The organism is Secundilactobacillus mixtipabuli (assembly GCF_002217925.1).
In the GTDB taxonomy this organism is placed as follows: Bacteria; Bacillota; Bacilli; order Lactobacillales; family Lactobacillaceae; genus Secundilactobacillus; species Secundilactobacillus mixtipabuli.
In genome coordinates, this window is record NZ_BCMF01000006.1 from 121,317 (window position 1) to 140,039 (window position 18,723).

At 47.0% G+C, this 18,723-nt stretch carries 22 protein-coding genes and 1 pseudogene; 7 read left to right on the plus strand and 16 right to left on the minus strand.

The genetic code is table 11. The annotated features are described in order from the left end of the window. Positions 1 to 8: 8 nt before the first annotated feature. Positions 9 to 638, minus strand: a complete 630-nt coding sequence (gene lexA / locus IWT5_RS07055; protein ID WP_089109250.1) for a transcriptional repressor LexA — start codon at positions 636 to 638, stop codon at positions 9 to 11. Positions 639 to 855: 217 nt separating this feature from the next. Between lexA and IWT5_RS07060 the strand changes: the two genes are divergently transcribed. The 4 genes from IWT5_RS07060 (at position 856) to IWT5_RS07075 (ending at position 5,036) form a co-directional block, all read left to right on the plus strand. Continuing rightward, complete coding sequence (locus IWT5_RS07060) at positions 856 to 1,098, plus strand: DUF896 domain-containing protein (protein ID WP_089109251.1); 243 nt, start codon at positions 856 to 858, stop codon at positions 1,096 to 1,098. Between the two features lie 93 nt (positions 1,099 to 1,191). Beyond that, positions 1,192 to 1,419, plus strand: a complete 228-nt coding sequence (locus IWT5_RS07065; RefSeq protein ID WP_089109252.1) for a YneF family protein — start codon at positions 1,192 to 1,194, stop codon at positions 1,417 to 1,419. A gap of 76 nt (positions 1,420 to 1,495) precedes the next feature. After that, a complete protein-coding gene (locus IWT5_RS07070) occupies positions 1,496 to 3,253 on the plus strand; it encodes an ABC transporter ATP-binding protein (RefSeq protein ID WP_089109253.1) in 1,758 nt (585 codons plus the stop codon). Beyond that, positions 3,243 to 5,036: an ABC transporter ATP-binding protein gene (locus tag IWT5_RS07075; RefSeq protein ID WP_089109254.1), complete on the plus strand. Its 1,794-nt coding sequence runs from the start codon at positions 3,243 to 3,245 to the stop codon at positions 5,034 to 5,036. The genes IWT5_RS07070 and IWT5_RS07075 overlap by 11 nt, the downstream gene beginning before the upstream one ends. Positions 5,037 to 5,113: 77 nt before the next feature. On the opposite strand, the gene IWT5_RS07080 is transcribed toward IWT5_RS07075, so the two are convergent. Further along, positions 5,114 to 5,746, minus strand: coding sequence for a lysophospholipid acyltransferase family protein (locus IWT5_RS07080; protein ID WP_089109255.1), 633 nt, complete (start codon positions 5,744 to 5,746; stop codon positions 5,114 to 5,116). Positions 5,747 to 6,004: 258 nt separating this feature from the next. Here IWT5_RS07080 and IWT5_RS07085 point away from each other — a divergent pair, with 258 nt between their 5' ends. The 3 genes from IWT5_RS07085 to IWT5_RS07095 all read left to right on the plus strand — a co-directional run bounded on the left by IWT5_RS07085 (position 6,005) and on the right by IWT5_RS07095 (position 8,187). Beyond that, on the plus strand, positions 6,005 to 6,769 hold the full coding sequence (locus tag IWT5_RS07085) for a tRNA1(Val) (adenine(37)-N6)-methyltransferase (protein ID WP_089109256.1): 765 nt from the start codon (positions 6,005 to 6,007) through the stop codon (positions 6,767 to 6,769). Continuing rightward, positions 6,762 to 7,040, plus strand: a complete 279-nt coding sequence (locus IWT5_RS07090; RefSeq protein WP_089109257.1) for a GIY-YIG nuclease family protein — start codon at positions 6,762 to 6,764, stop codon at positions 7,038 to 7,040. The genes IWT5_RS07085 and IWT5_RS07090 overlap by 8 nt, the downstream gene beginning before the upstream one ends. A 151-nt stretch (positions 7,041 to 7,191) precedes the next feature. Then, a complete protein-coding gene (locus IWT5_RS07095) occupies positions 7,192 to 8,187 on the plus strand; it encodes a D-2-hydroxyacid dehydrogenase (RefSeq protein WP_089109258.1) in 996 nt (331 codons plus the stop codon). Positions 8,188 to 8,284: 97 nt separating this feature from the next. On the opposite strand, the gene IWT5_RS07100 is transcribed toward IWT5_RS07095, so the two are convergent. The 14 genes and pseudogenes from IWT5_RS07100 to IWT5_RS07160 form a co-directional block, all read right to left on the minus strand. Further along, complete coding sequence (locus tag IWT5_RS07100; protein WP_089109259.1) at positions 8,285 to 9,223, minus strand: hypothetical protein; 939 nt, start codon at positions 9,221 to 9,223, stop codon at positions 8,285 to 8,287. A 15-nt stretch (positions 9,224 to 9,238) separates the two neighbouring features. Next, positions 9,239 to 10,222 carry an HAD family hydrolase gene (locus IWT5_RS07105; RefSeq protein ID WP_089109366.1) on the minus strand — a complete coding sequence of 328 codons (984 nt, stop codon included), beginning with the start codon at positions 10,220 to 10,222 and terminating at the stop codon, positions 9,239 to 9,241. Positions 10,223 to 10,240: 18 nt separating this feature from the next. Next, positions 10,241 to 10,507 carry a hypothetical protein gene (locus IWT5_RS07110; RefSeq protein WP_089109260.1) on the minus strand — a complete coding sequence of 89 codons (267 nt, stop codon included), beginning with the start codon at positions 10,505 to 10,507 and terminating at the stop codon, positions 10,241 to 10,243. Positions 10,508 to 10,708: 201 nt separating this feature from the next. Next, positions 10,709 to 10,972, minus strand: a complete 264-nt coding sequence (locus IWT5_RS07115; protein ID WP_089109261.1) for a type II toxin-antitoxin system Phd/YefM family antitoxin — start codon at positions 10,970 to 10,972, stop codon at positions 10,709 to 10,711. An 870-nt stretch (positions 10,973 to 11,842) separates the two neighbouring features. Continuing rightward, on the minus strand, positions 11,843 to 12,496 hold the full coding sequence (locus IWT5_RS07120) for a response regulator (RefSeq protein WP_089109262.1): 654 nt from the start codon (positions 12,494 to 12,496) through the stop codon (positions 11,843 to 11,845). Next, complete coding sequence (locus IWT5_RS07125; protein WP_089109263.1) at positions 12,496 to 13,536, minus strand: sensor histidine kinase; 1,041 nt, start codon at positions 13,534 to 13,536, stop codon at positions 12,496 to 12,498. Before IWT5_RS07125 ends, IWT5_RS07120 begins: the two co-directional genes overlap by 1 nt. A gap of 26 nt (positions 13,537 to 13,562) precedes the next feature. After that, complete coding sequence (locus tag IWT5_RS07130) at positions 13,563 to 13,997, minus strand: GAF domain-containing protein (RefSeq protein ID WP_089109264.1); 435 nt, start codon at positions 13,995 to 13,997, stop codon at positions 13,563 to 13,565. Between the two features lie 95 nt (positions 13,998 to 14,092). Continuing rightward, positions 14,093 to 14,350 carry a hypothetical protein gene (locus IWT5_RS07135; RefSeq protein ID WP_089109265.1) on the minus strand — a complete coding sequence of 86 codons (258 nt, stop codon included), beginning with the start codon at positions 14,348 to 14,350 and terminating at the stop codon, positions 14,093 to 14,095. Continuing rightward, entirely contained in the window at positions 14,340 to 14,909 is a 570-nt protein-coding gene (locus tag IWT5_RS07140) for a molybdenum cofactor guanylyltransferase (protein ID WP_089109266.1), read from the minus strand. Before IWT5_RS07140 ends, IWT5_RS07135 begins: the two co-directional genes overlap by 11 nt. A gap of 16 nt (positions 14,910 to 14,925) precedes the next feature. Further along, on the minus strand, positions 14,926 to 15,405 hold the full coding sequence (moaC, locus tag IWT5_RS12390; RefSeq protein ID WP_225360253.1) for a cyclic pyranopterin monophosphate synthase MoaC: 480 nt from the start codon (positions 15,403 to 15,405) through the stop codon (positions 14,926 to 14,928). A 147-nt stretch (positions 15,406 to 15,552) separates the two neighbouring features. Further along, positions 15,553 to 15,888 (minus strand): annotated as a pseudogene (mobB, locus tag IWT5_RS12395) (molybdopterin-guanine dinucleotide biosynthesis protein B); the annotation flags it as partial. Beyond that, positions 15,867 to 17,087 carry a molybdopterin molybdotransferase MoeA gene (locus tag IWT5_RS07150; RefSeq protein WP_089109268.1) on the minus strand — a complete coding sequence of 407 codons (1,221 nt, stop codon included), beginning with the start codon at positions 17,085 to 17,087 and terminating at the stop codon, positions 15,867 to 15,869. The pseudogene mobB and the gene IWT5_RS07150, both read right to left, overlap by 22 nt. Positions 17,088 to 17,101: 14 nt before the next feature. Then, positions 17,102 to 17,569, minus strand: coding sequence for a MogA/MoaB family molybdenum cofactor biosynthesis protein (locus IWT5_RS07155; RefSeq protein WP_089109269.1), 468 nt, complete (start codon positions 17,567 to 17,569; stop codon positions 17,102 to 17,104). Then, positions 17,566 to 18,603, minus strand: coding sequence for a HesA/MoeB/ThiF family protein (locus tag IWT5_RS07160; RefSeq protein WP_439959089.1), 1,038 nt, complete (start codon positions 18,601 to 18,603; stop codon positions 17,566 to 17,568). Before IWT5_RS07160 ends, IWT5_RS07155 begins: the two co-directional genes overlap by 4 nt. Positions 18,604 to 18,723: the final 120 nt, after the last annotated feature.

The following is an 18,723-nucleotide window of genomic DNA, read 5'->3' on the forward strand; positions in this document are numbered from 1 at the left end:
AATACTGATTAAAAAATCTCATCACGATACAGACCAACGACTTTACCTAGGATGGTGACATGGTTCAAAATAATGGGGTCCATCGTATCGTTTTCGGGCTGTAGGCGATAATAATGATCTTCTTTGTAGAATCGTTTGCAGGTTGCTTCGTTTTCTTCGGTCATCGCAATCACAATTTCGCCGTTTTCAGCGGAATGCTGTTTCTTGACGATCACTTTGTCCCCGTTTAAAATACCGGCGTTAATCATACTTTCACCGCGAATTTTAAGCATAAACAAGTCGTTAGCTTCCTCCGTTAATTGGTCCGGAACCGGAAAGTAATCCGTTGCTTCTTGAACAGCCAAGATGGGTTCTCCAGCGGCAACCGTGCCTAAAACGGGGATTCTGGTTGGGGTAGTCACGATTCCGAGAGCTTCCACACCCAAGTCTGTGACTTCCAAAGCTCGTGGCTTAGTTGGGTCCTTAATCAAGAGGCCCTTCTTTGCTAAGCGGGCAATGTGACCATGGACGGTAGAAGTTGAACTTAAACCGACCTTCTCGCCAATTTCTCGGACGGTTGGCGGATAACCGTGTGATTGAGTCTGGTTATAAATAAACCGCAGGATTGCAAGTTGTTTTGTTTCTGAAGATTTTGTCATGGTTTCACCTCTAACATTCGCTCTGATTTACTGTAATGATAGCATAGTTGATGCACTATTTCAAACAAGTGTTCGCTTTTTGACTAAAATTGACCCGTTTCAGCTTTTTAGGAGCCCATTTCGGCCATTTTTCTTCTATATATAGGCGTTCTTCCTTGATCCAATAGGGGTTTCGAGTTATTATATTAAAGCATGTTTGTATAAGGGAGTGATATGAATGGCAGATACCGAAATGCAAAAACTAATCGCCCGCATTAATGAATTAGCCAAAAAAGCCAAAGCTGAAGGCTTAACTGAACTTGAAAAAGTCGAGCGTAAAGACCTTCGTCAAAAGTACCTCAAGAAGTTCCGTGAGGGCTTTAAAAGCGATATTGAAATGTTACGTGTCTTCGATAAATCCGGTAAGGAAATTACACCCAAAAAGGTTCAAGAAATTCAAAAAAAGAAGGGTTTACGGTAAACGTTTTACCGATTCCTTCAGAAGCCCTTTCAAAATGGGTTAAACTTGTGTAATATTGTTTACTGGAAGCTACTGTAAAGGAGGCACATCCACTTGAGCACTGGAATTTGGATTCTAATTGTGATCGTTGCTTTATTAGCCGGTTTAGCACTTGGTTTCTTCGCAGCTCGTCGGTACATGGAAAAATACATCCGTGAAAATCCGCCAATCAACGAAGACCAATTGCGCATGATGATGATGCAAATGGGACAACGTCCTTCAGAAAAGAAATTGCGTCAGATGATGAACAGCATGAAACAGCAACAATCAGAAAAGCGTTAATTCGCTTTGTTGAAACGAAGGCTTGGGTAATCCCGAGCCTTTTTTGATTTTGTCAGTAAATTTGCGAGGTGAGCAAGTGAGTATCTTTAAAAAATTAGGCTGGTATTTTAAAGCGGAGTGGAAAACCTATCTTTTTGGGTTGCTGGGATTATTGATCACTGCGCTATTAGCGGTTATCCCGCCACGGATGATTGGGGTGATCGTGGACCTCATTCATGGGCATCAGTTAACGGTTCGATTATTAATAACGGATCTGTTAATTTTACTGGCTGCAGCAGTCGGTCAATACGGTTCACGTTACATGTGGCGCACGGCAATTTGGGGGGCAGCCGCCAAGCTTGAAAAAACGCTGCGTCAGCGATTATTCGGGCACTACATGACAATGGATCAAACCTTTTATCAGAAATACCGGACTGGCGATTTAATGGCTCGTGCCACAAATGATCTTCAAGCCATCCAACGGGTAGCTGGTGGCGGTATTTTACAATTTGCTGATTCTATCATTACGGGCGGTACCACGTTAATTGCGATGATGACCTTGGTCAATTGGCGGTTAACCTTGATTGCTGTTTTGCCGTTCCCATTACTTGCTGTTATGGCGTACTACCTTGGGCAAAAGATCAACGTTGCCTTTCGGGACTCCCAGGCAGCCTTTTCACGGTTAAATAATAAAGCTCAGGAAAGTATTAGCGGCGTCAAAGTGATCAAGAGCCTTGGTCAGGAAAAAGAAGACATCGCTGATTTTAATCAGCAAGTTGACGAAACGATTAACGTCAACCGGCGCGTCAACCGGTTAGACGCTTTATTCGATCCCATCACGACGCTGATTATCGCGCTGGCCTACGTTGCCACGATTGTGATGGGTGGCTCCTTAGTCGTGAGTCATGTGATCACTATTGGTAATCTGGTTTCCTTTATTACCTACTTATCCATGATGATCTGGCCAATTTTTGCTGTGGGCATGTTATTTAATACCATGGAACGTGGGAATGCTAGTTATGACCGAGTCATGCATTTAATCAATGAACAATCACAAGTGGTTGACCAAGCTCAAGGTAAAAAAGAGCGGCCAGCAGGTGATTTAACGTTTAATGTGAAACAGTTTAATTATCCTGATGATCCACAAGTGGCGCTAAAAAACGTTCATTTCACCATTCCAGCCGGGAAAACGCTGGGGATCGTTGGTCGAGTGGGCGCTGGCAAAACAACGATCATGCGGCTACTGCTAAGACAATTTGAACAGTATCAGGGACGGATCAGTTATGGGGATACGAATATTCTTGATTATCAACTGGACAGTTATCTGCCTGCAATTGGTTACGTGCCACAAGATAGTTTTTTGTTCTCCGAATCCGTTAGGGATAACATCGCTTTTGCGAAGCCTGATGCCAGCGACCGAGAAGTGGAACAAGCCGTTTTAGACGCGGACCTAGCTTCGCAAATTGACCAGTTGGAAAATGGGTATGATACCTTAGTTGGTGAAGAAGGGGTTTCCCTTTCTGGTGGCCAGCGTCAGCGGGTGGCCATTGCCCGTGCGTTACTGATCAAACCAGAATTATTGATTCTAGATGATGCGTTATCTGCCGTGGACGCCGAAACTGAAAGTCAGATTTTAGGTAATCTGCACCGTGAACGGGCCGGTAAAACGACGATTATCGCTGCTCATCGGCTCAGTTCAGTGATGCAAGCAGATGAAATTATCGTCATGGATCACGGCATGATCACGGAGCGTGGCAACCACAATCAGCTGATGGCTCAAGGCGGCTGGTACCAGCAAATGTTCCAGCGCCAAGAACTTGAAATGCGGGTAAGGGGGGTTAAAAATGAAAAATAATGAGCACCAGTCAGCGTGGGCTAAGAGTATTCCAGTCAAACAACAATTGGGAATCGTTTCACGGTTGATTGGCTATGCAAAGCCTTACTGGCGTCATTTCATTGTTGCCATCGTTTTAGCTGCCCTTGTCAGTGTCGTCAACATTATGTTGCCCATGATTTTGAGCAATTACATGGATCATTACCTAAAAGTTGGCCGGGCGGATTTAAAGGTGATGTGGCTGTTCGCGGCCCTTTACTTTTTTGCCATGCTGACTCGTGCTGTCATGCAATTTTGTCAGACTTACCTTTACAGCATGGGGGCGGAATATATGCTGGAAAGCGTCCGTCGCCAGTTGTTTAATAAGCTGCACCGGTTAGGGATGCGGTTTTATGATCAAGTTCCTAGTGGTTCGATTCTGTCACGGTTAACTAACGACACCATGTCATTCAGTACTTTTTGGCAACTGTTCAGCAGTTTAATTGTGGCGCTATTTTCAGTGATCTCTTCAGTGATTGCGATGTTCTTGTTAAATGCCAAGGTCGCAATTTGGCTGTTGATTTTGCTGCCGCTGCTGGCGGTCACAATCTGGTATTATCAGCGATATAGTTCAAAGGTCTATCGCCGCATGCGCGAGCGGCTCAGTGAACTAAACTCGCGCTTAGCAGAAGCCATTACCGGGATCAGCATCATTCAGCAATTTCGGCAGGAGAAGCGGATGAACCGTGAATTTGACGATGTTAACGGTGCTTATTTCAAGTCCCGTCAAGCAATGATTCGCGTTAATTCCCTCTTATTGAGCCCACTCATTGATCTGTTCTATTCCTTAGGTGTTATCTTTGTGCTGACACTGCTAGGTGTCCGGGGCCTAAACGGCGTTGTTCCAGCTGGGATGATCTATGCATTCGTCACTTATTTGAATAACTTATTCAACCCAATGACCAGTATGATGGATAACCTGAGTGATTTTCAGGAGGGAATCGTCTCCGGTTCTCGAGTGATGAAACTGATGGCTGACAATGCTGCAGTTCCGCAGCAAACTCCCGTTGCCGGCAGGACGATCACCAACGGTAAAATCGAATTTAAACACGTCAGCTTTTCCTACGATGGTGAAACGCCAATCCTGGATGATATTTCCTTTGTTGCGCAACCAGGACAAACCGTCGCCTTAGTCGGTGAAACGGGTAGCGGTAAATCTTCAATTATTAATGTTTTAATGCGCTTTTACGAATTTCAGTCGGGTCAGGTGTTGATCGATGATCATGATATTCGTGAGTATGATTACGCCACATTACGCTCTAAGATGGGACTGGTGCTTCAGGAACCGTTCCTCTTCTACGGGAGTGTTGCGTCAAACATTCGAATGTTTAATCAAGCTATTTCTGATCAGCAAGTGCGGGCCGCTGCTGCCTTTGTGAATGCGGATAAAATGATCGAGTCGCTGCCACGTGGCTATGACTCCAGGGTGATTGAACGTGGGAATGGTTATTCCAGCGGTCAAAAACAGTTGATTTCATTTGCACGAACTGTGGTGACGGATCCTAAAGTGCTGATTTTAGATGAAGCGACGGCTAATATTGATACTGAAACAGAGCAGGAGATTCAAAAGAGTCTGGCGAAGTTACAGTCTGGACGGACCACGATTGCGATTGCCCACCGGCTGTCAACCATTCAAAATGCAGATTTAATTCTGGTTTTGCATCAAGGTAAAATTATTGAACGTGGTACAAATGACGAGTTAATGGCACAAAAGGGTGCTTATTACGACATGATTCAGTTACAAAATACAGCGCACCTTGATTAGAAAAAAGCATCAAACTTCGACAATTTTGAAGTTTGATGCTTTTTGAAATTCTTGTCTAAAATTAATGAAACCGCAGCTTAGGCGTGTGATTTAGCTTTGGGATCAACGTAGTGGAAATCAGGATCAATTTCATTATCGAGCTGATCAAAACCGGCCTGCATTTGCTGTTCAATCAATTTAAAATTATCATCGTTAAGTTTCATTTTAGGATCAACTGTAAAGGGTTCGCCAAACGAAACGGTGACCTTTTGACGGCTAAAAAGCTGTTTAAAGGTCAGTGGCCCTTGGTAGACCGTTGGGACAATCGGTGCCTTTGAAAGCTTAGCGATGACGGCAACCCCACCCTTTAAGTCCTGAGAGTGGCGGGTGCCAGATGGGAACATGATTAAGGATAAATCACTATTTTTTAGTAGCCGGACTGGTGTTTTGATAGCGGATGGCCCGGGATTTTCACGGTCCACAGGGAAGGCGTTGGCGTGCTTTAGGATCCAGCGTAAGATTGGATTTTTGAATAGCTCAATTTTAGCCATGAAGCTATATTTTTTGGGACTGCCAGCTAACGCATAATAAATGGGATCAAACCAAGTTCTATGCGGCCCCACTAAAATGTAGTTACCCTTTGGTAATCTTTCAGTATGTTCAAAGCGTGGTTTACCGTTAATGATGAAAAGGAGCACGCGCACAACAACACGAATAAAAGAATAAAACATGATGTAACCTCTCTTAAGTAAAGTTATTATCGTCTCAATTATTATAGACTAGTCACCACTAAAAGTCTTGGCTAGCTGATAAATGACCACTGGCTGGCCTGCATTTTAATGCTAAAATAGTCCGTAAGTGACTTGATATGTTTGTGAAAAATAGTAAGATAATTAAGCATTGATCTGTTGGCAAGAGCCAATTGGATCGAAGAAAGTTATGCTGTAACATTGGCTATTATAAGGATAAATAGCCGAAACATCAACGGAATGGGTGATTATTTGAAAACGCCACAGTTGCTTCCAGGTGAACGCATCGATCAGCTTTACAGTCAGGATATTCAAATTATTCAAAGTTCACAAGTTTTCTCTTTTTCATTGGATGCCGTTTTACTCGCCAACTTTGCTAAGCCACCGTTAAAACAAGCCGGCAAATTGGTTGATCTTTGTGCCGGCAATGGTGCAGTTGGCTTATTTATGGCGCCAAGGGTAAAGGGGCAAATTGCCATGGTGGAAATTCAGCCACGGTTGGCCGATATGGCGAGACGTTCGGTCGCTTTAAACCAGCTTGGTGAACAGATCACGGTTTATGAGCAAGACCTGGCAACCATTTTTAATCAAATTCATAAGGATTCAGTAGATACAGTCGTTTGTAATCCACCGTATTTTGCTGACTTACCAGATAGCAAGAAGAATCCTAACCAGTATCTGGCAATTGCGCGGCACGAAATTGCCACGTCGTTAGAAACAGTCATTGAGGTGACCTCTGGCCTATTAAAAATGAACGGGAAGGCTTTTTTTGTTTATCGACCTGACCGCTTATTAGAGATGACTTCGATGATGGCCAAGCACCGTCTAGCGGTCAAACGCATTCAATTTGTCTATCCCAAAGCTGGCAAAGACGCCAATATTATGCTAGTTGAAGCGATCAAAGATGGTCGGGCAACGGGGTTAAAAATCTTGCCGCCATTAATGACCTATGATGAATCTGGGGAGTACTCAGCTCCTATAAAGAAGATGCTTTACGGTGACTAAACCCAATCAATATTATTTCTACGTGCTGCTTTGCGCGGATCACACCTTGTATGGCGGTTATTCCACTGATGTTTATAAGCGTTTTGCTGCTCATCAGGCAGGAAAAGGTGCTAAGTACACAAAAGTGAAAAGCCGGCATCCGTTAAAATTGATTTACTTTGAAACATTTGATTCAAAGTCTGCTGCGCTGAAAGCGGAATACGCTTTTAAACATCAGCCCAGAAAGGCTAAAATCGATTATTTGTTAGCACACGGCGTTCAAATTGAATAAAACGATGACGTGTAAAAGGGCTTGCTTTCAACGCTTTGAATAATACTGAAAGGTGTAGCCTTATCTTTTTCTTCACAATTTGCTGAAACTCTTATCAATTGGACAAAAACATGATAAAATAGTCACATATCAGTGAATGGAGGAAACAATTGTGAAAATTATTGCATATGGTATGCGTGACGATGAAATGCCTTATCTGAAACAATGGTCAAAGGATAATGGTATTGAGGTTAAGGCTATCCCAGATTTATTGGACGATTCAACTGTCGACCAAGCTAAGGGCTATGATGGTGCTGTTGTCTATCAACAAAAGCCATACACTGCTTCAGTTTTGGACAAGTTAGCTAGCTTCGGTATCAAATCACTTTCACTTCGTAACGTTGGTGTTGATAACATTGATGCAGACGCTATCAAGCGTAACGGCATCAAGGTTACTAACGTACCTGCATACTCACCAAATGCTATTGCTGAATTAACAGCAACCCAATTGATGCGTTTACTTCGTAAGACTAACACCTTTGATCGTAAGATCGCTCATGGTGACTTGCGTTGGGCTCCAGATATTGCCGACGAATTGGATCAAATGACCGTTGGTGTTATTGCTACTGGTCGTATCGGCCGTAAAGCTATCAACATCTACCGTGGTTTCGGTGCTAAGATCGTCGCATATGATATCTACCACAATCCAGAATTGGAAAAAGAAGGTATCTACGTTGATACCTTGGACGAATTATATGCCCAAGCTGATGTTATTTCATTGCATTCACCAGCTACTAAAGAAAACGAACACATGCTTGACGACGACGCCTTCAGCAAGATGAAAGATGGCGTGTTCATCTTGAACCCTGCTCGTGGTGCATTGATCGACACTGATGCTTTGATCCGTGCCTTGGATTCAGGCAAGGTTGCCGGTGCCGCTCTTGATGTTTACGAAAACGAAGTTGGTATCTTCAACACAGACTTTGGTAGCTTCGATGCTATTCCAGACGAACGTTTGAAGAACTTGATCAAGCGTGAAAACGTTTTGGTTACACCACATATCGCCTTCTACACCAAGACTGCTGCTAAGAACATGACACAATTTGCCTTGACCAGCAACGTTAATTTAATTACAAAGGGTACTGACGAGAGCGAAGTTAAATTCTAAATCGATCAGAACAAGCGAAAAACGACCTGTGAGGGTCGTTTTTTTTGCGTTAAAAAGTGGTCTTGAACCGCTACCACTAGCCGTTCAAGACCACTTTTTATGATTTAAGATAATCGGCAGCATCGTTTTCCAACTGCACTAAGAGCTGCTGTAGCCGTTCTTGAACGGTGCCGTCGGGTAGCGTCTTGGCATCGATCTGCGTTTGGCTGATCAATTCCTTGGCCAGCTGCAGTGCCGATTTTTCACCTGCTTGAATGGTTAACTTACGGGCAATGTCGAATTGATCATCGGTAGGCTTTTTCGCTGACCCAAAGAAGTTCTGGAACCAGTCGCTTTCTTCTTCAAACGCGAAGAGTAAGGACAGGGGATAGTTGCCACTCAAAATCAGCGTTCTAAAGTCGAGACTATCATGAGTGCGATTAACGTCCGTCAGAATCTGCGCGATAACGCCCAACGTCTCGCCGATGGTGCTGATCAAGTCTGTGACGGCCTTATCCGTGATGCCGGCTGTTACTGATGCCAGTCGACAAGTCATAGCGGAAAGGGCACCAGATCGGGCCTTCGCGTCTTTCAAATAATCCGCCACTCGCTCGCGCTGGTTAAAGTTGAGTTGCAGGCGGGTGCCGTTTGCTAGCCAAAACTGCTGTGCGGTCTGGAGCACCACCGTTATTTCTGATTGGGGCAGGCCGGCCGTAGCCAGCGTTGCCACAAAATGGCCGTAGAGATATTGGCTGCCATAGGCCTTCGCCTTGGACATGGCAATATCACTCAACGACATTGCCTGAGGCTTGAAGGTGGCCGGAATCAAGCCGCTCGCTAGCGCTAAAACTTCAACGGTTCCCGAGAACGTTTCGGTATCAGAAATCCCGCCAGCCTGACTGAAAAGCGTCCACAACGCTTGCCGAAAATGACGTTGATCATCGTCAGCAACGGTTTTAGCTGGTTTTTGAACAGCTGCAGGTAGTTGTCTCAGCCACGACTGAAAGTCGTCTTCCAGCGCAACATCGACGGTATAATTGTCGGGACTAAAGCCCATAACTGTGTCACCTCATTAGTTAGTCGTCATTTTATCGATTTCAGTCGAAAACTGTTCCGCTACCGGGATAAAGATGTCCGTAAAGTAGTGATTGAGATCGATGGTTTGCTTCGGATCATCCAGCGCTTTTTGTGCCCGCTGGAACGCATCGTTTCGCATGTTGATGATCATCAGCTTCTTTTGATGCCGTAAGTGTTTGATGATTTTTTCGCTGTCAGGTATCGCTCGGGTCTTTTCAATGAAGTAGTACATAATTTCATAAAACGTATTATCCAGCACCCAGAAGAAGGTATTGCGCAGTACCCGGTCGTTCATCACGGTAGCAAATAAGTTGTCGCCCATGATTTCGTGCTGCGTGAATGACGCTGCTGACATGACAACGGATTGGACTTCGTGCATATCGGCCATGAAATGACTGAAGTGGTCCAGCTCACTGTCCTTTAATTCGTAGCCTAAATTTTGTTTCCGCTCCTCTGCGGTCATGGTGGAGAAGTTATTCTGATACTCGGATTGCACGTCCTTCGCGTCAGTCAAAAGGTCCCGTTCAATGCTGATCAGGATGGCTTGGTTAGCATCCAAATACTGACTAACTGCTGTCCAGACTTTAGGGAACTGGTCGTTAAAGTTGTCAAATAAGGCATTAGTGGTACCAACGATTTGTTTTTCAACCTTGGCGTGTTCCGTGTGGGGTGCGAATTGCACTACCATTGGGATGGCATCATCTTCATCCTTGAGGCCGACTTCTTTACGGTGCTCATTTTCGTAAGCCTTCAGTTCATCCAAGCTCAGCAGGCCAAGCGGCATGACGTTGATCTCACCGTTCGTGGTCATGATTTGCAGGGAAAAAGGGGTATCGGCGTGCTGGTTCATGGTCAATGATTTCAAAGTTTCCATTAACTTGCTGCGGGAGCCCAAAGCATCCTCGGGGTCGGCGTAGAAACCGGATGTATAAATTGCGATGTTATCGTATTGATGCGCTAATTTTTGTTTGACGTCCATTTCCATCACGAATTCCTCCTATGCTTCTGAAGCCTTGATCAAGGCCTGTAGTTTTTGTTCGCCGCTTTCGGTGAGGGTGGCTGCCGATAAGTCCGCGCTGGCAAGCGTTGCACTGTAAGTATCATCCAAAACAGCATTGTTCAAGTAGCCGTCTTCGTTAGCGGCTTTAATGGTGGTATAAAGCATTGAATTTGGGTTCAATTGACGCCCTTGGCGAAAGCGGTGGTTGCTGACATCGTTTAAGATCCCCATCAATTCTTCGTCGTGACTCACGTTATGTGCCATAAGTGTTTGCTCCCTTCGGTTTAAACTCGTTAATTATATTCTAGCGATTAAATCGTGGGGGCGATATAGGGAAAAGGCCTAAAGAAATGCCCATCAGGAATGGTGATGATGACACCAGTTCTTGATGGGCTTTTTAATTGTTGATTCATTGCCAGTATGGCTATGTCCAGCTAGTAGTGATATCGACAGGCATAAATTTGATTATTGGTCATCATCCAGCAACTCGTGTACGTAACTTTTTCCGGCTGCAAACTGTTCGTCACCACGGCGGATGCGGTCCATTAGTTTCTGATTGCTGAGTAGATACATCGTTTCTTTCATCGAGTCGTAGTTACTTTTACTCATGACGACTATGGTATCAGCCGGGTCTTTTGAGGTCACAATTAAACTTTCAGAGTCGTTATTTACTTTTTTTATGTAGTCTTTTAGATTTTTGCGGAAGTTACTGTAATTCACAGCATTCATGGCGTCGCACCCTTTCTTTTTACCTGAAATGAGTATAGCTTAGCAGAAAATGGCTGTACAGTATGTTGCATTGTGTATGAGTATACTTTAAGTTTGCACATTGCCTCCAGCAGTCAGCCCGTTCATCTGCTGTGGGGACCGGCTAAAGCCAAGGTCTTTCGCCTCGCATATAAGCCACGCAAAGTACGCGTGTCTCATATGTCGTCCCGTGCTGTAAGGGCGAAACGCCCTTACACCACCGACACAGCTAATGAACAGGCTGACTGCTTCCGGCGGGCAACTAGAAGCGCATCGCTGAAACAGACCAAGCTGATGACAAGGCGCGTGGTGGGGTAATCTTGAGTGGCTTTCTAGTTGATTTCCCCCCTGAAATTACCTCTTGAGCAATCCTGCCAGTGAATAATTGGGCTGAAATGGTTCGTTGTACGAGAAGGGATATTCGGTTACGTCAGAATTGACCAGTGCTATCAAATTCAAAATCAACCAAAATGGCACTAGAACACACGACCTATAAAACTATAGGGTCGTAACCTAAATCAGCCAAAAACGAAATTTTAGGATTCACTCAACAATCGAGCAGCAACCAACGAAATAAATTCATGCAGTATTGGAAGCGGGAAGAAGTAATCAGTGAGCAAATATAAGTATTCAGCAAGTGAGTTTGTCTGCTGTGAAGGTGGTGTTAGGGCGTTTCGCCCTTACAGCACGGGACGACATCTAAGACGCGAGGTCTTGGCGTGGCTTAGATGCGAGGTGAAAGACCGCTCCTCAGGCTTTCACCGGTCCCCACAGCAATAAACTCGCTTGCTGGATACGGCATCAAAAAAGGATTGAACTCATTAAGTCCAATCCCATTTCACAGAAAATAAGTCACAAATCAATTAATTTATTATGAATAGCATATCGAATCAACTCCGCACGGTTCTTCAAGTGCAGCTTGGCCATGATATTAGCCTTGTGAGCCTCAACCGTCTTGGTAGAAATAAACAATTCCGAAGCAATTTCCTTATTGGAATAGCCAAGGGTGATCAGCGGCAAGACTTCACTTTCCCGTTTGGACAGTCCCTTATAGCCTTCAAGATTGACGTTAGTGCCGTCTTGATTAATCTCGGCTAGATCGTCCGTGGTCAGCTTGATGTTTTGATCCACATACTCCTGACCGTTCATGAGTTCGTGCAGGGCGTGGAGCAGTTCGTCATCAGAGGAACTTTTCAACACGTAGGACATGGCACCGTTATGCAGCGCTTGGTTAATGTATTCCTGTTCCTCGTGCATGGAGAGAATCAGGATGCGGACTTTCGGAAAGTTATCGTGAATCCGCTTAGTAGTAATCAGGCCGCTTTCACCAGGGGGCATGCTGAGATCCATGATGAGGATGTCGATGTCGCCTTGTTCCACTCTTAAATACGTATCAGTACCGTTGGCAGCTTCGTCGACGACTTCAAACTCTGGTTGTTTATTCACTAAAGTTGAAAGGCCAAAACGCACAACGGCATGGTCGTCAGCAATTAAAACTTTGTACATCAGTGTTCCCCCTTAAGCGATGTTACTGGGAATTTCGCGGTCACAGTAGTGCCGTTTCCCGGGGCTGAAATGATCTCGAAAGACCCGTTCAGTGCTTTGACCCGTTCGTTCATGTTCATTAAGCCCAGCGACCGGCCGTTGAATTGGCGGTGCTTAGGCACGTCGAAGCCAACGCCATTATCGATGACTTCCAGGTTAATAAAGTGATCGTGAGCCACCAGCAGAATGCTGATTTCAGTGGCTTGGGCGTGTTTGAGAGCGTTATGAATGGATTCCTGGGCGATGCGATACAGCACGCTTTGAACGTTAGTGGACAGCTGATCAGTGTTAGCTTTGCCCACCACGTCAACGTCGATGCCGGAGTTTTCCTCGGTGCGCTGCGCCAGCACGCGAAGTGCCGGCAGCAAGCCGAAGTTGTCCAAAACGGAAGGGCGAATGTCCAGTGCCATCCCCTTGACCTCAGTCAGCGTGTCTGTTAATTGCCGCTCAATGATACGGGCTAAGGCTTGGGTGCTGGCTTCATCCAGGTGTTCTTCTTGCAGGCGCCGGACGCCCATGATGGCGGAGTAGACGCCTTGGGCGATACTGTCGTGCAGATCAGCAGAGATCTTCTTGCGTTCTTCTTCGTGGGCACGGTTGACGTACTGGTTTAATTGTCGTTGCTGGGCTACTTGATCCATTCGTTCAATGATTCCGCGGCTTTTAAGTGTTAATGAGAACACGTGATTATCCGCGTCAATGACGTGATAGATCAAAAAGTATTCCAGCGGGTGCGGCTTGTCGTTTGCTAACGTGATGGGAATCGAAATTTCCTTCATCATGTTGCGAATCGAGCACTTAAAGCAGTCGTCGGAGGGGGAGAGCTTTTGCTTCACGGACGTGTTGGCGACTTCTGCCAGGTAGTTCGGGTCGATATTCAGTTCGTCTTCCAGGTCTTTCGCTAATTGATTGCTGACTAATAAGTGTTCTTCTTTAAAAATAAAGACCGCGTCCGTCACTTCGTCAAAGTAGCGTTCGATCCAATTAATCGTTTCTAGCAAAAAAGCCGACCTCCCAACGCCGCACTTTAAAAAGTGTCAAGGTATTGGGAAAGCCGACTGGCTGTTTCGTTTGAGACGGGTTGCTTCGATCGGTAACCGGCAAGCAGTACGCCACCGACCAATCTCACCGCAGACGGATATATCGGAACAGCAGCTGCGTTTTGCAGCGACTCCACTCGGGCGATTGGTGTATACATCTTATCGGTATACTCGTAGTCTTGGAGGCCGTTCTTCCAAAATGGTTTGCCTGTTCTGACAACTAAACCGGCAATGCCAATACCACTTCGAAGTACGATTTTTCGAAATTGCTCGTTCTGGTTTCCAGCAACGAAATACCATTTGATGGTAGATTGATCATTTGCGTACAAGGCAATGCCCACGAAATCGAAGTCATCGACCTGATAAATGTGGTTGACCAAGTCCTGGTAGTCGTGCTGTGTATCAACGTTTTCCAGATTCAAGTTTGTTACCTCCTATCTTAACATGTTTCCCCCTAATTGGAAGCGCTTTGACCCCAAAAAAATCATAATATTTACATAAAAATAGAATATTTTGACTATTCAGAATATTCCTGATCAATATCAAGTTTGAAGCTGGGGTCCACGAATTGTTTGTAGTGATCGTAGTCGTGGGCGATGGCTTGAATCTGCATATCCAGCTTATCTAAGCGATCATCTTTTTCCAATGAACGCATTTCCTCGTTGACTTCGGCCACTGTGTTTTCAGCTAAGGTACGCCTGATGGTCAGGTCGGTGAGGGCCACTTGCAGTAATTTTTGAAAATCTGAGTCGGACATTTGGTCTTTAGTGAGCATGGAAATCAGCCTCCGGTGTGTTGTAGTTGACGAAAAGTTCGGCGTTGGCAAATGAAATCGGGTCGCATTGCTGAACTTCCGTGATAAAGTCGCGTAAACGGTAGTCATCTAATAGCAAGAAGTCGCGAAGTACTTCTCGAGTGGTGGTGAAGTGAGCGAGGGTGTAGTGGTCGGCGTCGGGTGTGCGGGCATAACAGTTGGCGTGATTGGCCAAAACTGAAAGCACGTCCACCGACACGTAGGGGTAGTCCACGGCCATTACCAGCAGGTCAGTGGGGAAATCCGACTGGCAGGTAGCCGCGTAGATTCCACTCAGCGGGCCGCGCTGTTCAAAGGGCGGCTCATCGGTGATCACGGCCACGTTGGTTGAATCCGCGAACTGCTTGGTCAGCGCGGGTGTGTTTTGCGTATTAGCGCTCACTAAAACCCGGTCGCATAGCGGACTGAGCTTATCCACCGCCAGCTGCGCGTTATTGACCCGTTGATTTGGTAGCTGATATAACGCTTTGTCCTGTCCGAAACGGCGGGATTCTCCGCCAGCTAACACAACGCCAATCATAGACTTTACCCCCTTGTTAGGATTGATAAATAAAGTGACCGCTTTTACCGCCGTCTTTTTCGACTAAGTGAACGTTTGAGATCAGCATGCCGCGGTCGATGGCCTTACACATATCGTAGATCGTCAGCAGGGTGGTTTGAACGGCGAGTAATGCCTCAATTTCAACGCCCGTAACGTGTTTCGTTTTAACTTGCGCGTTCACCGTGATGGTGTCGCGGTCGTTGTCCTCAAAATGAATGTCCACTCCGGTCAGCGGAATCAGGTGGCACATGGGAATCAGGTTGCTCGTTTGTTTGGCGGCCATGATGCCGGCGACTTGAGCCACCGCCAGCACGTCGCCTTTTTTGATCTGTCCCTGGTGGATGCGGTCTAACGTCTCCGGCTGCATGGTGATCTGCCCGGTGGCAACCGCAACCCGGTGCGTGACCTGTTTATCAGTGACATCCACCATCTTAGCACGATTCTGATCGTTGAAGTGGGTCAGTTCGTCTGTCATGTGATCAGTTCCTTTCAAAATGTTGGCGAGCACCCAGTCGATGATGGCGGGGAGGCCAACGAGTGTGGCTTCTGGATGGGGAGTCAGGCTGGCGAAGACTTGAATCTGCTGATAGTCTTTGAAGTCATCCCGGGAATCAGAAGCACGTAGTAGCGCGATTTTTGGAAATGGGTCGGGCTTAAAGCCTTCGATCAGTAAAAAATCGGTTTGGTCCGGCAACCACTGAGCCAGGTCGGCGGCAGAGGTTGGTGCGTCGGCGGTTTGGTGGAAGAACAGGCCGTTATCGGACTGTAAAACCACACTGTGTGCACCCGCTTGCGCAAACCGATCGGAGTCGGTACCGGCTTTATCCATGGCGGCTTGGTGGGCGTCGTGCTTGATCGCCGCCACCCGGTAAGTTGGACTTAGTGCTTTGATCAGCGCCTCAGTCACCGTGGTTTTACCGCTTTTTTTGTAGCCGATTATTTGAAGGGTAGCAGCCATGTTGTCACCTCAGCATTCAGTTCGATTGGTTCCGTTGAGTGCGGGATTTTGACCAGGCAGGTGGTGGTCTGCAGGTTGCCTAACGCGCCGGATTGGTCGGAGCCGTTGGGAAAGACCTTCAGACCGTCTGGGTCAATTTGAAACTGCCCGCGCAGCACCCGATCGAAGCCGTTGGTTTTGTGGTAGGGTGCCGCTAGTATCGCCGTGGTTTGGCGAATGCGCGTCTGCTGGTGCACGAAACGCCGTAGGACGGGTTCCACGTAAAGGTAGAAGCCCGTAAAGCAGGCCCCAGGATTACCGGAAAGCGCCATGACCAGCGTGTTGTTTTCAACAAAGGCGGTGGTGACACTGCCAGGACGCATCTTGATCTTGTTGAACAGCAGGTCGTCCGCGTTCCGAGCCGCGTCGCCCACGAAGTCGAAGTCACCCACCGAAACGGCGCCGTCCGTGATGACGATGTCGTTTTCGGCGATGGCTTTTTGCAATGATTTTTTCAGCAGGTCGGCATCATCAATCAACTGTTCATAGCTGGTGACTTCGCCGCCGCTTTCAGCGACCAAGTTCTTGATCATGGGGCCGTTACTGTTGTAGATTTTACCGGCTTGTAACGGTTCGTCGGGCTGCATCAGTTCGGAACCAGTGGTGATGATGGCGACGGTGGGCCGCTTGTAGACCGTGACTTCGCGGATGCCGAAAGCTGATAGGATCGCTAGACCACCAGGATTCAGTTCCGTGTCGGCGGCGATCAGTTGGTCACCTTCTGCAAATTCAGTCCCAATTTCGGAGATGTTGCTGTGCTTTTCCGTGACCACCATTTTGATCTGGTCGGGGTCGTCAGCAATCTCCCGGGTCTTTTCCAGCATGATGACCTTATCCGCGTTTTCGGGGACAAAGGCGCCGGTCATGATTCGCGCGGTTTCATTTTCACCCAGTGGGCCGTCAAATGTTGCCCCGGCGGGAATGTTGCCGACTACCTTAAAGACTTTGGGAAAATCGTGGTCATCGGCATCGCGAATCGCGAACCCATCCACCCCTGACCGGCGGAAGTGCGGGTAGGCATAGGGTGCGGTCACCGCTTTTGCCAAGACGCGGTGGTTAGCTTCAGTGACGGCCACCGTTTCCGTTTTAGTGGGCAGGGTGATCTGATTGATTTTTGCCTGTGCTTCGTCTATTGAAATCGGATATCTTCTGGTTAACATAATAATGTTCTCCTTTATTTGTGGCGTTCAAAAACCAGGTGTTCAAACTCTGGTAGGATTAGCTCTTCCATGGCGGTCTGGCAGGCGTTGGTTGAACCTGGCAGGCAGTAGACGAGCTGATTGCGCTGGTTAAAGCCAGCCAGCGCGCGGGATGCTAAAGCCCGGGTGCCGATTTCATCGTAGGAAAGCTGACGAAAGGTTTCGCCAAAGCCTTCCACGATGGTCGGCAGCAGCGGTGTGAGGGCGGGGATGGTCACGTCTCGTTGCGCGATCCCCGTGCCGCCGTTGGTAATGATCAGGTCGGGTGATTGCTGTTCAAACTGCAAGAACTGCGATTGAATGTCCACAATGTCGTCGATCACCACCTGCCTGTCACTCACGGTAATGCCGTGGGCCTCAAGCGTGCTGGCTAAGTATTGCCCGGATTTATCGGCGACGAGATCACGGGTATCGCTGACCGTTAAAATCATCGCGGTTGTCATAATGATGTCGCCTCCTCAGTGATGACGGGCTGAAAAGCCTGTTTCAATTTTTGATAGGTGGCAGTTGCTTCCTTTAAGGTAGGAATCCCATACAGCAAGCATTTGCCAGTTTTGAATAAACTGACCGAATAGCCTGCCCAGATAAAGGTGGAGAAACTCTTGAACTGCCGGTAAGGAATGGCTTGGTCAGTCAGCCACTGATTGAGCTGAGCTAACTTTGGCGACCTACTCATCTGAACCGAGTAGGTCTGGGTCCCGCATAGTACGGTAACTTGTTCTGTGCTTTCCATTTTAGGCAGGTCCCAGTCACGTTTGCTACAGACCGGACAAGCGGGATCCTTATTGATTTTGAAATTTTGAAAACTCAGCTGCCAATTATCAATGGTGGTCAGCTGTGCGAAATTAACGCTGGCCTTATCCACGAGATAGTGGAGGGCTAATGAAACTTGGAGCCCGGAAACCAGGGGGACTAATGCCGTGTTGACGCCGATCAGGTCACAATCAGTCTGCTTAAGATCTTCCAGGTTCGGGTACAGGCAATTCAGACAGGCGTGCTCAGTTGGTGAAACGGGCATGACGCTGCCGAAAGTACCGGCACAGCTGGCAAAGATGTAGTCGAAGCCATGCTTCAGTGCAACTTTGTTAATTAAATCACGGGTACGAAAGTTATCCAAGCAATCCAGCACCAGATCAAAGGTCAGGTCCGTCAGGTGGGATTCATTCAACGGTTCCGGATAGACGTTAATCTTGGCTGTATGGTCGATAGCCAGCAGATGCGCCTTGGCAGCATCGACTTTAAACGTGCCGTCAGCGACATCTTGTTCCGTGAACAGGGCTTGGCGCTGCAGATTAGTGGTTGAAACCACGTCCGGATCGATTAAAATCAGTTGCTTCACACCGGCACGCAGAAGCTGGCTAGCCGTGTAGCTGCCCAGGGCACCAACGCCGGCAATTAGGACGGTAGCGCTATTGAGTTTTTGCTGGCCGGCTTTACCGATGACTTTGACGCGTTCTTGGCGGTCGTAACGGTTCAGGTTCATGGTGGGGGCTCCTTTCTGTGATTTTTTGGATTTATATTGGTTTGGCTTTTTTAGCAGGAATTGTGTTCACTTTTTTTGGCTACACAGCCTGAACGCGTTCGCCCGGGCAGAGAC

What these genes read in the sequence shown, in the direction of transcription:
- IWT5_RS07155 (WP_089109269.1), bottom strand. Translation starts at nt 17,569, where the DNA reads ATGACAACCGCGATGATTTTAACGGTCAGCGATACCCGTGATCTCGTC.
- IWT5_RS07140 (WP_089109266.1), bottom strand. Translation starts at nt 14,909, where the DNA reads ATGATTGGCGTTGTGTTAGCTGGCGGAGAATCCCGCCGTTTCGGACAG.
- moaC (WP_225360253.1), bottom strand. Translation starts at nt 15,405, where the DNA reads ATGACAGACGAACTGACCCACTTCAACGATCAGAATCGTGCTAAGATG.
- IWT5_RS07110 (WP_089109260.1), bottom strand. Translation starts at nt 10,507, where the DNA reads ATGGCACATAACGTGAGTCACGACGAAGAATTGATGGGGATCTTAAAC.
- IWT5_RS07080 (WP_089109255.1), bottom strand. Translation starts at nt 5,746, where the DNA reads ATGTTTTATTCTTTTATTCGTGTTGTTGTGCGCGTGCTCCTTTTCATC.
- IWT5_RS07115 (WP_089109261.1), bottom strand. Translation starts at nt 10,972, where the DNA reads ATGAATGCTGTGAATTACAGTAACTTCCGCAAAAATCTAAAAGACTAC.
- lexA (WP_089109250.1), bottom strand. Translation starts at nt 638, where the DNA reads ATGACAAAATCTTCAGAAACAAAACAACTTGCAATCCTGCGGTTTATT.
- IWT5_RS07105 (WP_089109366.1), bottom strand. Translation starts at nt 10,222, where the DNA reads ATGGACGTCAAACAAAAATTAGCGCATCAATACGATAACATCGCAATT.
- IWT5_RS07135 (WP_089109265.1), bottom strand. Translation starts at nt 14,350, where the DNA reads ATGCTCACTAAAGACCAAATGTCCGACTCAGATTTTCAAAAATTACTG.
- IWT5_RS07100 (WP_089109259.1), bottom strand. Translation starts at nt 9,223, where the DNA reads ATGGGCTTTAGTCCCGACAATTATACCGTCGATGTTGCGCTGGAAGAC.
- IWT5_RS07060 (WP_089109251.1), top strand. Translation starts at nt 856, where the DNA reads ATGGCAGATACCGAAATGCAAAAACTAATCGCCCGCATTAATGAATTA.
- IWT5_RS07085 (WP_089109256.1), top strand. Translation starts at nt 6,005, where the DNA reads ATGGGTGATTATTTGAAAACGCCACAGTTGCTTCCAGGTGAACGCATC.
- IWT5_RS07150 (WP_089109268.1), bottom strand. Translation starts at nt 17,087, where the DNA reads ATGTTAACCAGAAGATATCCGATTTCAATAGACGAAGCACAGGCAAAA.
- IWT5_RS07120 (WP_089109262.1), bottom strand. Translation starts at nt 12,496, where the DNA reads ATGTACAAAGTTTTAATTGCTGACGACCATGCCGTTGTGCGTTTTGGC.
- IWT5_RS07075 (WP_089109254.1), top strand. Translation starts at nt 3,243, where the DNA reads ATGAAAAATAATGAGCACCAGTCAGCGTGGGCTAAGAGTATTCCAGTC.